This is a genomic window from Lentimicrobium sp. S6, assembly GCF_013166635.1.
In the GTDB taxonomy this organism is placed as follows: Bacteria; Bacteroidota; Bacteroidia; order Bacteroidales; family UBA12170; genus UBA12170.
Map to the genome: position 1 here is coordinate 24171 of NZ_JABKBZ010000033.1, position 14404 is coordinate 38574.

Here is a 14404-nt window from a genome sequence, read left to right on the forward strand (position 1 = left end):
AATACCAAATGTGATTCATTGGGAATTAAAGAATATAAAGTGAAGAAATACATCATTATAGGAGTACTAATCGCATTTAGTTTTCAAACATCGGCAAAAGGGAAATGGGATGTCGGTTTGGGAAGTGTTATCGGGTATAATACCAAAGAATTACAGCTTTGGAAATACACAGCAAAAAGCACTTTTTCCAGAGGCATCTATTTAAAATTTGGATATAAACTATCCCTTGGAAAGAAATTTTCCGTTAGTATTACACCTGGGGTTCAACAGCACCGCGATATTATTGAACTCAATGAAACCAAAGTGAGTGGTTATAGTTATAATTTCGATATTCCAATTGATATTCATTATTGCTTTCTACCCAAATGGAGTACTCATATCGGTTTCTCAATACAAGATTATAGAGCCCTAGAAGATGTGGCTTTAAACAAAAGTTATAATGCGAGATTAAATTTAAACTGTGGTTTTATTTATCATTTTAGTGAAATCTGGGCAATGGAATTAGCATATTCTAGGATTGTAAGCGACAAAATAGATTCTTTTCTATTTAGAAACTATACCAATCATGTTTGTTTGGGTGTTTGTATGAATCTTCAAATACTAAAAAAGAAAAATCATGACTAAACCAGTAATCATTATTAGCATACTCATTATGTTTTTATGCCTATTCTCATGCACAAAATACATAGTAAATGAAGAATATAGTATAGATCCAGCAGCTTTAACCATAGAAAATATTCAAACAGCTTTGAATGTGATTCACATAACTGCGGATACTGTTTTACTTGATTCCATGATGCATCATCCTTCTTCTGATGTGGAAATAGATGCTTTTTTTTCCTATTTCTCTCAAGACCAAAGTATAATAAAAGACAAAAAGATAGAACTCAAAATAAAAGGGACATCTACTGTTTTTTATCCTCTTAAAAGTCTGAAAGTAAAGTTTAAAAAGAAAGTGAATAACATATCCTCTCCCATTTTACAAGTTGATCAATTGCTGCCAAACCATTCAATTAATGAATTAAAAAAAATAAGCCTGAGGAATTCGGGAAACGATTTATATGGCACCTTTGTCAAAGACATCTCGTTTACTGATTTGGCCATCCAACTAGGTCTCGATTTGGAGTTAAGTTATCATCAACCTGTTCAAGTATTTCTGAATGAATCCTTCTATGGCCTCCTCAATTTGCGTACTGAAAAAGATGATAATAGTTTGGGAAAGCTCCTGAATGTGGATAATGATGAGGTGAACATTTTGAAGATATCACATATTAGAGACGGACAAGAAGTTTTAGAGTTTGGCAGTGGTAACGAGCAAATCATCAATAATTTAATAGAGGCTGTTCATACCAAGGATTCAGATTTTCTGCTGAACAATATAGATTTAAATTGCTTTGCAGATTATATCATTTTTGAGGATTTTATTGGCAATAGCGATTGGCCTTATAATAATGTGGAAATCTATAATGTGGGTCCCAATGGCAAATTTAGATTCTTCCTATATGATATGGACTTTGCAGCTAGTGCAGATAGACTTTTTGTGGACGAGACTGGCTATAATGGATTTCTTAAGAAATTATTCGATACCTTAAAAACCGATGCTGATTTTGCGACAAGTTTAAAGCGAAGACAAAAAGAAATTTATCATCAAGCCAGTCCAAATCTTTTTAAATCCATTGTGGAGAAGAATGCCAATAGAATAGAGGATGAGATCAAATATAATATGGCCAAATACGATATTCCTAGAGACCATATAGCTTGGTATTATGAACTGGAAAGATTGCAAGAGCAATTTGAAATGCGTTATCGCAATTTTGGAGATCATTATAAAATACACTAGTCTTTAGACTCCTTTTTCATCGAATTGTTCCAAAGACATTTTATCATATCTATCGTCATCAAAACAATATGAATTAATTATTCTTAAAACTCTTGCACAATTCATAAACTTCTTTTAAGTTTGTACCGAAAAACTAATATAGTCAGGAAATACGAATGAGCGACAAAACAAAAGATAAGATCTTAACAGTAGCCACCAAATTATTTGGTCGTTATGGGTTTAATAAAACATCCATGGATGAAATTGCCAAAATTGCTCGTAAAGCTAAAGGCTCGCTATATTATCATTTTCATAGTAAGGAAATCTTATTTACAGAGGTGGTTAAAAGAGAGTTAACTAATCTTCAAACCATCTTGAATAAGATCAGTCAGAACAAAGAAATGCTGGCAGTTGATAAACTCAAGCAGTATATTGTGGTGAGGATGGATACCATTGCTAATGCTGTAAACTATAATGAAACAGTGCGTGCTGATTTTTTTGAGCATTACGATTTTATTGATGATTTAAGAGAAAATATTGACAATTGGGAAAAAGCTCAGCTCAGAATCATTATTGAACAAGGGATTCAAGAAGGGGTGTTTAAAAACCCTTCAGACTTTGATGTGGCTTTAGATACCATCATCATGCTGCTTAAAGGAATGGAACTCACTTATTTCTTGAAAGACAATCCAAGAAAGACGAATCCACCTTTGGAAAAAGTTGCAGAAATATTAATTAACGGGGTAACTCGTTAATTTTTTTATTCATGATTTGACTAATAAACGATTTAAGTATAATCAAACCATTTCAACTCTGAGTCTGTTCAGGATAATTAATAATTAATACACAAATACGATGAAAATATCACCATGCATATTACGATACTTCGTCTTAGGGGTCTTTTCTACAATCATTCTTTTAGGAAGTCAATCCTGCAGTAAATTATTCGAGTACAGCCCCTATGATGCCAATGTGGAAAATGATCAGCTAAATACCAATGAGATTCAGCTACAGGGTATCAGTAATCAATTCAAATCCCCTTCAGAATTTTCTTTTGGGGTAATTGCCGATGTACATTATCATTATACCAGTTTGGCCAGCATTGTGAAACAAATCAATAATGATGATGAAATCGACTTTGTGATTATCGCTGGAGATATTTCTGATCAAGCCCTATTGACGGAGTATGAGCTTTTTTATTCTGTGATGAAAGACCTAAACAAGCCCTATTAAAACCTCATAGGGAATCACGATTATAATGCCAATGGAGAGAAAATATATGCACAAATGTTTGGAGAAACCAATTATGATTTTGTTTTTCAGAACTCCCATTTCATCATGTTCGATGATGTATTTTGGGAAAGCAATAGAACACCAGATTTTGATTGGCTAGCATCCAAATTACAAGAAAAAAACCAATATGAACATCAATTTGTAATTGCTCACATTCCTCCTTTTGGTGACCAGTTTGATGAAGATTCAGAGGCGAAGTATGCAAAAATAATGGCAGACAACAATGTTTCTCTATCCATACACGGTCATACGCATTCTTACCTCTCTAGAGATTATTATAAGGATGGTATTCCCTATTTGGTGGTTCCATGGCCCAAGAATACAGAATATGCTAAAATATCTGTAAATCAAGAAACCATTATTTACAGAATAGAAAATGCTAATTGAGAAGGTCTCAAATATGAGTTAAATATTGAGCAAATTTAGTAGTTGATAAAGCAAATGATAGTTCTTAAGTAGCTCCATAAATTTAGCTTTTACAGCATAGAAAGTGGGCCTTTCGACTCCGATCAAGGACCACTGAATACAGCAATGTAAAACATGAAAAAAATCATATTCATCCTTATGAGTTTTCTTCTTTTGACCACTGATTTATGGTCACAGAATAAAGCAGAAAGCCAAGAGCATCACTGGATAATTCCTGACTATGCTAAGGTCCAATTTGCAGGGAATATAGGCTATTTTTCAGGAGGTTTTGCTTATCAATTATTCAAGAAAAAACTACAGACGGAGTTTATTTATGGATATGTGCCTAAAAAATTTGCCCATACAGAAATACATACCTTAAACTTAAAAAACACTTTTCCACTCTTACGAAAACAATATTTAGGTTTGGAGTTTACTCCCTACTTGGGTTTTACCTTTAGTTACGAAACCGGAAGAAATTCATTTGTGGAACTCCCCTGCCAATACCCAAGTGGATATTATTCTCCCAATGCCTTTCATCTTTGCTTTCTAGCTGGAGTTTCTGCCAAGAAAAACCTCAATCCTAAGTATTTCATTAAAGGAATAGAATGCTATGCTGAAGTGGTTTCGGTGGATTCCTTTTTTTGGTATAAGCTCAATTCTCGACAGATTAAGCTATACCAAGTGGTGAGTTTGGCTTTGGGTGTAAATTTTTATTTCTAGTTTGGTTTTGGCCATTATTGCATAAATTGTAATGTCTAATCCCAATTTATTTACAGGAGTGTTTTGTAATGAAGGTTTAAAGATTCTCGAAAACAAACTATCTTTACACCAATAAACAAATCACAAACTCCATGTCAGAAAACATCCTCATCAAATATCACAAAACTCCATATGGAGAACTTATGCTAGGTTCCTACGAAGACCGATTATGTCTTTGTGATTGGAGATTCCGAAAAATGAGACCGCAGATTGACAAGAGGATTCTTACTCAGTTAAAAACCGACTATGAAGAAGGTAATAGCGAAGTTATTGAGAAAGCCATCATTCAGTTAGAGGAGTATTTTAGTGGAACAAGAACCCAATTCGACCTTCCTATTTTGCTAGTAGGCTCCGATTTTCAGAAGACAGTTTGGGAAGCGCTATTAGCCATCCCTTTCGGGGAAACCAACACCTATTTAGGATTATCCAAAGACTTAAACAACGAAAAAGCAATCAGAGCAGTAGCTACTGCCAACGGTGCCAATGCCATATCAATCATTGTTCCTTGCCATAGAATCATAGGCAGTGATGGGAAACTGGTAGGTTATGCCGGCGGCCTCTCAGCCAAAAAGAAACTCCTAAAACTAGAAGGCAGTTGGAACCCCTCTCAGTTGTCTTTGTTTTAGTTTCTTACAATGGTATAATGATTTAATGCTACAATAGTCTGGCTATTCTATCATTTCCTCATTCAATCATTTCCACCTTCTTATCTTCTCTCATTCCACCCTTACTTCACTTTACAATTCCTTACTAATCTTTACAAATCCTTAATTCTCTTTACGATTCTCCATAAAATGATATAATGATTGAATGATAAAATGGAACAAAAGCGAGCAACTATGCTTTACAACTCTTTACTATCCTTTGCAATTATCCTAAAACGAAAAGGTCTAATGTGAATGACAGGGAATAACAAATTCTCACAGATAAACAGAGATATTTTCAGCGCTACTCAACAATGAACCTTAATCATTGAACATCAAACATTGAATCTCCTCCACCTACCACTTGTAATTCAGTATTTTACTGACAATATTTTTATCTAGAAAATAGCAAGTATATTGTCCTAAATATTACATTTGCCGCAGACACAAACGTTAAAGTATTCACAATTTAAATGTAAGGGTTATGTTCAACAAAATGATAGCTGGAATGTTGCCTTATATGCCAAAGAAACTGGTATGGCTTTTTTCTAAGGAATATATTGCAGGTGAAACCATTGAGGAAGCCATTAAGTCGGCAAAAAAACTCAATGATGAAGGCATTCTAACAACTATTGATGTATTAGGTGAGTTCATTGAGAATCTTAATGAAGCTGAAGCTAATAAAAAAGAGTATTTAGAGGTAATTAAAGCTGCTGAGGCTGCTAAAATCCAAGGAAATTACTCCTTAAAACCTACTTCTTTCGGTTTATTGATTGATGCAGAAGTAGCTTACAAACATATCAGAGAGATTGTAGCTTATGCCGCCTCCTTCAATAACTTTGTGAGAGTAGATATGGAAGACAGTCCTTGTACTGATCTAGAAATTGATCTTTTCCGTAAATTAAAAGCAGAATTTCCTAAGAATACAGGATTGGTTTTACAAGCTTATATGAAACGTACTTTAGACGATATTAAAGGATTAGAAGATATTCATTCTAAAGACAATCCTATCAACTATCGAATTTGCAAAGGAATTTATGTAGAGCCTGCTGAAATAGCCTTTAAAGGTTATGATTTGGTGAACGATCATTATCTCAAGGATTTAGATTATATGATGCAAAAAGGAATGTATCCTGCCATTGCAACTCACGATAAGCCTTTGGTAGATGGAGCTTATAAATTAATTGAAAAATATAATTACAAACCAGACCAATACGAATTCCAGATGCTTTATGGTGTAACCCCAGCATTGCGTAAAAGCATTATGGATAAAGGCCACCGCATGAGAGTTTATGTACCATTTGGTAAAGAATGGTTTGGATATTCTACACGTAGATTAAAAGAAAATCCTAAAATGGCCATGCTGATCATTAAGGCTATTTTCTTTAAAGGATAAAAAGAAGATAAACACACAAAATATTTTCAACCCACTAGTTTTCTAGTGGGTTTTTTTATTAGAAATACTTTTTGAATTTAAGGTTGCATCTGTAAAACGTTTTTTATACATTTGGTGTTATATATTGTAAAACCATATCTCATGAAAAAAACTTTACTCCTTTTTGCCCTTATTTTTGGAATCATTTCCCTTTCTTCAGCTCAAATATCTAAAGAATCCTATCGGAAATATATGAAGAAACCGGTGGAGCCTAGTCAGAGTAAGGTGGATTATCCTAAGAGGGATATTAAGTTTCCAAATAATAATAACTCAAAAAACGATATTAGCCGGATTCATATAGGAAAATCACCTAATGCATTTTCTATATTAAATTCTGAGCAAAGGCCATTATCATTTGATTGGTTAAATAATACTAATGATCTTGCCCTCTTGATGGTATTTGAAGGCGATCCAGAATCATATTCTGAAATAAATCAAAAAGGAACTATAGTTTCAGCATATTCATTTGAAGGTGTAAGTTGGGATGAATCATTTTTAACACAGACTTCCAATTTTATTACCAATCCATCAGCCGTTTTCATCAATCCAAACGAAAGTGATGATCTTGAAGAATTCTATTCTCTTGTTGTTGGGCAAGATTCAATAAATGAACTATGGTCAAATACTGCATTTGTGTCCTCTCAAATTAATAATAATAATTACCAAGAAAACATATACAATTGGGAGGGTGATAACGATTGGGCTCGTTCCTCCATGACCTTTAAAGACGGTGAAGCCTATATATTTGGTCAAGATTTTGAGAGTATTGGAGCATATGGAAAAAACCAAATTCTTAAACATTATAGGGGAACTACCAATAACCCTGAAAATGGCTATGATTGGGAAATAAATACAGTTCAGCCTGATTGGCTTATTGATCCTGATGAAGGCTTTGCATATGCGCTATACACTACTTGGTCAGCATGGTCAAATGATGGGAGTATTGGTTATATGTGGATGATTGGAGTTACCAATGAGTCCTATGAATACGGAGTTTACCAACCACAAGTTTTTTATACTACAAATAAAGGTGAATCATGGAATGAAATAGAATTGAATTTGGAAGATCATTATGCATTAACTGAATATTTACAACCTTGGATTGATGAAAACGGAAACCCTGGCACTGTAAGGCCATCTTTTATTAACGGTGATAGGGATTTTCCAGGAATTGTCAACTATCAAGGTAAACTGCATATTGTTGCTAATGTTTATGGTTCAACAAAAGGAGATGTATTGAACCCAACTGATGGTAATTGGGTAGAAGATGATGCCTTAGGTGGTCATTTATTTGAATTTACAATCACTCCAAACGGACTACAAGATATTTTCTTTATTTCAAAGATAAAAACAAGAGTTTCAACCAACATGTTTGGCAATCTAGGATTCGATCATCGTTTACAAATGGGAAAAGAAAGAGGAGAATGCTTTTATGTAGTTACTTGGAACGACGATGTAATATCAGGAGCAGATAGTTTAATTAGCCCAGATATTTTTGGAGCAAGCCTATGCTTGGGTGGTGGTGAAATTTATATCAAAAACTTCACTGAAAACACATTATATGAAGGGTTCTATTTTTATCCGTATTTGGCGGAAAATATTTATATAGATGGGTGGAATTATATGTTAGCACTCCCAATGACAACAAGTGTAGGCCCATCAGAATGGGCATATAATAACCCATCACTCCCTATTAAACATAATTATATAGATGGTTTACGATTACCCTTTGACTATCTCTGTTGCGCTGATAAGATAACAGAAAATGAAATGCAATCACCTCATGTTCGCATCTCCCAAAACACCCCAAACCCCTTCTCTGGAGAAACAAAAATAGAAATCACCTCTAGTTTCCAAGAACCCAAAGAAGTGAATATAGAAATTACGGATTTGCTTGGCCATACAGTTTACCAAAGCTTCGAAGGAAAAATAGAGGAGGCTAAAGTGATTAACATTCAGGCTCAATATTTAAAATCTGGTGTGTATTTCTATACCATATGTGTGGATGAGGAATGCCAGACTAAGAAAATGATTGTAGAATAGTATGAGCTGGTAAGAATTTGAAAAAAATAGTTACCACGAATACACGAATTGAAACAAACAAATTTTTTTCTGAATAAACACTAATAAGCTCTGCGGCTTTGCGTGAGCCAATTAAAATCTTCATCCGCATATATAAACTTTCGCGACTTGGCGACTTTTCGTGATATATTTACATTCCCATTATCATAAATCATACTAAAGCTATTTCACAAAAAACACAAAGGAGACTCAAAGTTCCGCTAAGAGATACATTTTTATTATTCGCGGATTTGAGGCTTTTCGTTAAATATTAACATCCTCCAATAAATAAAAACAGCCCAAAACCAAGCAAAAACACATACCTTTCACTTCCTTAAAAAAAACTATTTTTGCAGCCGAATATTAAAAACACCGAATACATGCTTAAAACATCTCATGCTGTGGAGATTATGTCTCCTGTGGGTTCTTATGAATCTTTAATGGCTGCCATACAAGGTGGAGCCAACTCTGTATATTTTGGGATTGGTAAATTAAATATGCGCAGCAAGTCCTCAAAAAACTTCGGAATAGAGGATTTAGTAAAAATAGTAGGAATTTGTAAAGAGCATAATATCAGATCTTATATCACCCTAAATACTGTGGTATATGATGCGGAATTAGAGGAAATGAAAAAAGTGATAGATGCAGCAAAAGAGCATGGAATTACTGCTATTATTGCTTCTGATCAATCCGTTATTCACTATGCTTTTTCCAAAGGTATGGAAATCCACATGTCTACCCAGGCCAATATTACCAATATAGAGGCGGTGAAGTTTTATAGCTTATTTGCTGACGTGATGGTAACAGCTCGCGAGCTAAACTTGAAGCAGGTAAAAGCCATCACCGATGCCATAGAAAAAGAACAAATAAAAGGCCCCTCAGGGGAATTGGTACAGATTGAGATATTTGCCCATGGTGCGCTTTGTATGGCCGTTTCTGGCAAGTGTTATATCAGCCTCGATACCATGAATAGCTCCGCCAATAGAGGCGCTTGCTTACAACCTTGTCGTCGTCCTTACGATGTAAAAGATAAAGATGGTGGATTAGAACTGGAAGTGGATAATGAGTATATCATGTCACCAAAAGATTTGAAAACAGTAGACTTTATCGATAGAATCCTCAAAGCAGGTGTTCGAGTTCTGAAAATTGAAGGCAGAGGCCGCTCTCCCGAATACGTAAAGACAGTAACAAAAGTTTATCGTGAAGCAGCTGATGCATGGTTGACTGGAGCGTATACCCAAGAAAAAATAGTCAAATGGAACGAAGAACTTGGGGAAGTTTATAATAGAGGATTCTGGGATGGTTATTATCTAGGTAGAAAAACAGGAGAGTGGACAGAGCGCTATGGTAATCAAGCGACCAAGAAGAAACTTTTTTTAGGAAATATCACCAATTACTTTACAAAAATAGGCGTTGCAGAAGTGAAGATTCAGACCAATGAGCTATTGGCTGGTGATGAAATCAATATCATTGGTCCAACCACTGGTGTTTATGAGGATGTGGTAAATGAAATGCGAGTTGATTTAAAGATAGTATCACAAGCTAATAAAGGAGAAGCGGTTTCTTTTAAAACCAAGGAATTGGTAAGAAGAGGAGATAAAGTTTATAAGATTGTAGAAAACACAGAAGAAGATGATTAAACGTCTTTTTGATATCATAGCTTCTGTTTTGGCCTTGTTTTTTCTTTGGCCTGTCCTATTACTGATTGCGCTTTCCATAATTATAGAAACCAGAGGAGGTGTGATTTTTAAACAACAAAGAGTTGGAAGAGGTGAACAAGTATTCTGGATTTACAAGTTCCGAACCATGCGTCCTGATAGCGAATCGAAAGGATTGCTGACTGTGGGAGGTCGAGACACTCGAATAACTAAAGTGGGCTATTATTTACGAAAATATAAGCTGGACGAGATGACTCAACTATTAAACATCCTCAAAGGAGACATGAGTTGGGTAGGACCCAGACCTGAAGTTCTCAAATATGTAAATATGTATAACGAGGAGCAAAAAAAGGTATTATCGGTAAAACCAGGTTTAACAGATTATGCAAGTTTAGCTTATATTAACGAAAATGAGATTCTTCAAAAAAGCCCTCATCCTGAGCAGACCTATATCCAAGAAATCATGCCTGCCAAATTGCAAATGAACCTGCGATATATCAAAGAAAAAAGCCTTCTCACCGATTTAAAAATCATGTGGAAGACTTTCCTTAAAATTTTATCTTAGAGAAGATTCCTAGGGCATAGTAAAGCTTCCTGTTGGAACAGTTTGTCCTTCTAAATACCCTAAATTAGGCAACACCTTTCTTTGTGCATAATCGTCAAAATAAGAATTGCTATAATAAGAATCCCCATAAGCTTGAACATAATAACTTACACCACTTTCTAATCCAATATCTTCCAGCATTTCCTTAGTTAGCGTTATGGATTGACTACTCGCATTTAAAGTATACTTGGGAGAGTTATGACTAAATGTTTCGTTGCTAATAAGAGCAATGGTATGAAATAATAAGCGAAATACTCTTTTACCATTATAGGATCCTCCAGCAACGGCTAGTTGGAATTCTACTTCATCATCTGCAACATTGGTAAAAAGGGCTGTACAATATGCCGAGGATTTCTTTGACAAACGAGGAACCTCGTCTATCTCTCCTGCAGCGCCTGTATATTGATGATCAAAACTATATATTTTATAGGAGCCGAATCCTTCTTTTTCATAACTTATAGTGTAATTTAGGAAATAAGGAACATTTGGCACTAAAAAACTGCCGTCTTTTTGCGTTTCTCCAATATAATATTGACCATTTCCTTCTGCTTTCACAAACATTCTTTCACTACTGGTGGTGTTACCAAATTCATCATACAAACTCACTTGACCATTAATATTTGCTAATGTCAATATAGAATCACTATTAGTTTTTGTATCGTCTTTTTCACAAGAAACCAACACAATAGCCATAAAAGAAAATAGATAAATAAGCTTTTTCATAGTTTAGAAATACTGATGAATTGATACAATATGATACCCCATGCCAAAATCACTCATGGTGTTTGGCCATTAATAAAAATAAAACTCTAAGAAATGCTTTTTACGATTGCGCTAAAATCTCTTGCGCTTTTTTTAATATGGTATCATCAGCTATATCAACTATTCCACCATCAGGTCCTTGCTCAATGCTTAAACCCATAGTTTCGCCTTTTTCATAATTGGCTCCACCAAAATAATTGCGTACCGTTTCTGTTGTCACTTTTAATTCGTCTGCTATTTGATGCATACTTCCATCAGGTAAACTATCTTTTATCTTACGTAATTCGTTGAATGTTATCTTCATAATCTTAATTTAATGTTTGGAGCTAAAATAGCAAAAAAACAAAGGCTCTTGGCAAGCTTTAACAAAAATTAAGTCACCAGAAGAGCCTTTTTTATATCAAAAAACTGAGGATGTCTCGTATTGAATTATTTATCTAATTTTATGGCATCATTCACTGCTACAAAAATCATATCTACAATTTCTTCTACCGAACTTCCTAATTGCAATATATGAACAGGTTTTTTTAAACCATTCAAAATGGGGCCTATCACTTTTATATCTCCCATGGATTGTAGCATTTTATAAGCGATATTTCCTGAGCTTAGATTTGGGAATATCATGGTATTTACGGGTTTTCCAGCTAATTTGCTAAAAGGAAATCTTTCGCTTAATAATTCATTATTGATGGCGAAATTGGCTTGTATTTCACCATCTACAATTAAATCAGGGTGATTCTTGTGAAGATATTCTGCTACCTTCTTCATCTTACCTGGTCCAAAACCATCATTAGAACCAAAGTTTGAATAAGACAACAAGGCAATATGTGGTTCAATATTGAAATCTTTTACCATTTTGGCAGTTTGTAAGGTGATTTCAATTAATTGTTCTGTACTTGGGTTTTTGTTTACTGTGGTATCGGCCAAAAACACAGGACCATCCTTTGTCAACAAAATATAGAGACCCATTACCAAAGATTTGTCTTCTTTTCTGCCTATAATTTGCATGGCAGGTCGAATGGTTTCAGGATAAGTTCTTTCTAATCCCGATATCATACCATCAACCAGTCCAGCTCTTACCATTGAAGGTGCAAAATAATTTCTGCTTCGCATCATCTGACGTGCTTTCTTAAGGTCTATCCCTTGCCTTTGTTTTCTTTGATAGAAATCGTTTGCAAATTCTTCGCTTAAGCTTTGTACAATTGGATCTCTTGGATCAACTATTTCAACGCCTTCTAACTCTAAATTATTTTCCTCTATAATCTCCTCAATTATTCTCTTTTCCCCCAAAAGTACAGGAATGGCGATATTTTCATTCTTCACAATCTCTGCAGCCTTAAGCATTTTATAATTATCTGCATCGGAAAGTAAAATACGTTTTGGATTCTTCTTGGCATTTGCCTTCAGCTTTCTTAATAACGGATCTCCAATACCAAGCCGTTTCCTTAAATTCTCCACATAGGCTCGCCAGTTTCTAATGGTCCTTTGGGCTACTCCACTATCCATGGCGGCCTTAGCAACGGCAGGGGCAATAGTTTCTAATAATCTAGGATCGGTAGGTTTTGGCACTAGATAATCCTTACCAAAGGTTAGGTTCCCGTCAGAAAAGGCTACATTTACTTCTTCAGGAACAGGTTCTTTAGCCAAGTCAGCAATAGCCTTTACTGCAGCCACTTTCATCTCTTCATTAATATCTGTAGCTCTAACATCTAAAGCGCCTCTAAAAATATAGGGGAATCCCAAAACATTATTGATTTGGTTGGGATAATCACTTCTTCCTGTAGCCATAATTAAATCGGGACGAGTGGCTATAGCTAAGTTGTAATCAATTTCTGGATTGGGGTTGGCCAAAGCAAAAACAATAGGATTATCATTCATGCTCAATAGCATTTCTGGTGTAATCACATCTGCAACAGAAAGGCCTAAAATCATATCAGCACCTTTACAGGCATCTGCTAAAGTATGTAAATCTAAATCTGTAGCAAACTCTTTTTTCTCCAAGCTTAGCTTTTCTCTATCTGCTCGTATCACTCCTTTGCTGTCACACATGACTACATTTTCAGCTTTTATCCCAAGCCTCTTGTAAAGTCTGCAACAGCTCACAGCTGCAGCGCCAGCGCCATTTACAACTATCCTAACATCCTCTATTTTTTTATCGATGATTTCAAGGGCATTCAATAATCCAGCAGAAGAAATCATGGCTGTACCATGCTGATCATCATGCATTACAGGAATATCTAACTCCGCTTTTAATCTTGTTTCAATTTCGAAACATTCAGGAGCTTTGATGTCTTCTAGGTTAATTCCTCCAAAAGTTGGAGCTATCATCTTTACGGTTTCGATAAATTTGTCCACATCTTTGGTGTCCACTTCAATATCAAAAACATCTAAGTCGGCATAAATTTTAAAGAGGAGGCCTTTGCCTTCCATCACTGGTTTGCTGGCCAAGGGTCCTATATCTCCAAGTCCTAAAACCGCAGTTCCATTTGAAATCACCGCAACTAAATTACTTTTAGCAGTGTAGGTGTATACTGTTTCTGGGTTTTTTTCAATTTCTAAACATGGCTCTGCAACTCCTGGCGAATAAGCCAATGATAAGTCGCGTTGAGTGGCATGTGGTTTTGTGGGTTTAACTTCAATTTTCCCGGCTCTGCCTTGAGAATGGTAGCGGAGGGCATCTTTTTTAAATAAATTATCCATGAGGAAAGTTTTTGATATTCTGAAAATTTGCAATGGCGATTTTCAAATTCGTCTAACAAATTGAATTCTGTTATTTGCTGCAAAAATACACATTTTTATTGGAGGGCTGTCAAATGACTCATGGGTGATTTTACGAATATGAAAATATTATCACCTTTTTGTTATACATGATAGAATCATAGTTAAATTAGCCCATCTAACAAAAAAACATCATTTTTTGAAAAACTCAGACAACCAATTCGTAAAACACTTCGTTAATTA

General features: G+C 35.0%; 12 protein-coding genes and 1 pseudogene. 10 read left to right on the top strand and 3 right to left on the bottom strand.

The window, feature by feature from the left end; all coding sequences use genetic code 11:
• The first annotated feature begins 18 nt into the window (after window positions 1-18).
• The 10 genes and pseudogenes from HNS40_RS12030 to HNS40_RS12080 all read left to right on the top strand — a co-directional run bounded on the left by HNS40_RS12030 (window position 19) and on the right by HNS40_RS12080 (window position 10642).
• Window positions 19-624 (top strand): hypothetical protein, encoded by a 606-nt coding sequence (locus HNS40_RS12030; RefSeq protein WP_172281100.1) that lies wholly within the window; start codon window positions 19-21, stop codon window positions 622-624.
• Complete coding sequence (locus tag HNS40_RS12035) at window positions 617-1840, top strand: CotH kinase family protein (RefSeq protein WP_172281102.1); 1224 nt, start codon at window positions 617-619, stop codon at window positions 1838-1840. Before HNS40_RS12030 ends, HNS40_RS12035 begins: the two co-directional genes overlap by 8 nt.
• A 155-nt stretch (window positions 1841-1995) precedes the next feature.
• Entirely contained in the window at window positions 1996-2574 is a 579-nt protein-coding gene (locus HNS40_RS12040) for a TetR/AcrR family transcriptional regulator (protein WP_172281104.1), read from the top strand.
• A 100-nt stretch (window positions 2575-2674) separates the two neighbouring features.
• Window positions 2675-3499, top strand: a pseudogene (locus HNS40_RS23150) (metallophosphoesterase).
• A 153-nt stretch (window positions 3500-3652) separates the two neighbouring features.
• Window positions 3653-4240, top strand: coding sequence for a hypothetical protein (locus HNS40_RS12055; protein ID WP_172281108.1), 588 nt, complete (start codon window positions 3653-3655; stop codon window positions 4238-4240).
• A gap of 131 nt (window positions 4241-4371) precedes the next feature.
• On the top strand, window positions 4372-4905 hold the full coding sequence (locus tag HNS40_RS12060; protein ID WP_172281110.1) for a methylated-DNA--[protein]-cysteine S-methyltransferase: 534 nt from the start codon (window positions 4372-4374) through the stop codon (window positions 4903-4905).
• A 502-nt stretch (window positions 4906-5407) separates the two neighbouring features.
• Window positions 5408-6319: a proline dehydrogenase family protein gene (locus HNS40_RS12065; RefSeq protein WP_172281112.1), complete on the top strand. Its 912-nt coding sequence runs from the start codon at window positions 5408-5410 to the stop codon at window positions 6317-6319.
• Window positions 6320-6460: 141 nt separating this feature from the next.
• Window positions 6461-8401: a T9SS type A sorting domain-containing protein gene (locus tag HNS40_RS12070; RefSeq protein ID WP_172281114.1), complete on the top strand. Its 1941-nt coding sequence runs from the start codon at window positions 6461-6463 to the stop codon at window positions 8399-8401.
• 398 nt (window positions 8402-8799) lie between these two features.
• A complete protein-coding gene (locus HNS40_RS12075) occupies window positions 8800-10059 on the top strand; it encodes a peptidase U32 family protein (RefSeq protein WP_253916330.1) in 1260 nt (419 codons plus the stop codon).
• A complete protein-coding gene (locus HNS40_RS12080; RefSeq protein ID WP_172281152.1) occupies window positions 10055-10642 on the top strand; it encodes a sugar transferase in 588 nt (195 codons plus the stop codon). The genes HNS40_RS12075 and HNS40_RS12080 overlap by 5 nt, the downstream gene beginning before the upstream one ends.
• 9 nt (window positions 10643-10651) lie before the next feature.
• On the opposite strand, the gene HNS40_RS12085 is transcribed toward HNS40_RS12080, so the two are convergent.
• The 3 genes from HNS40_RS12085 to HNS40_RS12095 form a co-directional block, all read right to left on the bottom strand.
• Window positions 10652-11404, bottom strand: coding sequence for a hypothetical protein (locus HNS40_RS12085; protein ID WP_172281116.1), 753 nt, complete (start codon window positions 11402-11404; stop codon window positions 10652-10654).
• 100 nt (window positions 11405-11504) lie between these two features.
• Window positions 11505-11750 carry a DNA-binding protein gene (locus tag HNS40_RS12090; RefSeq protein WP_371742942.1) on the bottom strand — a complete coding sequence of 82 codons (246 nt, stop codon included), beginning with the start codon at window positions 11748-11750 and terminating at the stop codon, window positions 11505-11507.
• Between the two features lie 122 nt (window positions 11751-11872).
• On the bottom strand, window positions 11873-14143 hold the full coding sequence (locus tag HNS40_RS12095; protein WP_172281120.1) for an NADP-dependent malic enzyme: 2271 nt from the start codon (window positions 14141-14143) through the stop codon (window positions 11873-11875).
• Between the last annotated feature and the right edge of the window lie 261 nt (window positions 14144-14404).

What these genes read in the sequence shown, in the direction of transcription:
- HNS40_RS12055 (WP_172281108.1), top strand. Translation starts at nt 3,653, where the DNA reads ATGAAAAAAATCATATTCATCCTTATGAGTTTTCTTCTTTTGACCACT.
- HNS40_RS12060 (WP_172281110.1), top strand. Translation starts at nt 4,372, where the DNA reads ATGTCAGAAAACATCCTCATCAAATATCACAAAACTCCATATGGAGAA.
- HNS40_RS12070 (WP_172281114.1), top strand. Translation starts at nt 6,461, where the DNA reads ATGAAAAAAACTTTACTCCTTTTTGCCCTTATTTTTGGAATCATTTCC.
- HNS40_RS12075 (WP_253916330.1), top strand. Translation starts at nt 8,800, where the DNA reads ATGCTTAAAACATCTCATGCTGTGGAGATTATGTCTCCTGTGGGTTCT.
- HNS40_RS12095 (WP_172281120.1), bottom strand. Translation starts at nt 14,143, where the DNA reads ATGGATAATTTATTTAAAAAAGATGCCCTCCGCTACCATTCTCAAGGC.
- HNS40_RS12040 (WP_172281104.1), top strand. Translation starts at nt 1,996, where the DNA reads ATGAGCGACAAAACAAAAGATAAGATCTTAACAGTAGCCACCAAATTA.
- HNS40_RS12085 (WP_172281116.1), bottom strand. Translation starts at nt 11,404, where the DNA reads ATGAAAAAGCTTATTTATCTATTTTCTTTTATGGCTATTGTGTTGGTT.
- HNS40_RS12065 (WP_172281112.1), top strand. Translation starts at nt 5,408, where the DNA reads ATGTTCAACAAAATGATAGCTGGAATGTTGCCTTATATGCCAAAGAAA.
- HNS40_RS12035 (WP_172281102.1), top strand. Translation starts at nt 617, where the DNA reads ATGACTAAACCAGTAATCATTATTAGCATACTCATTATGTTTTTATGC.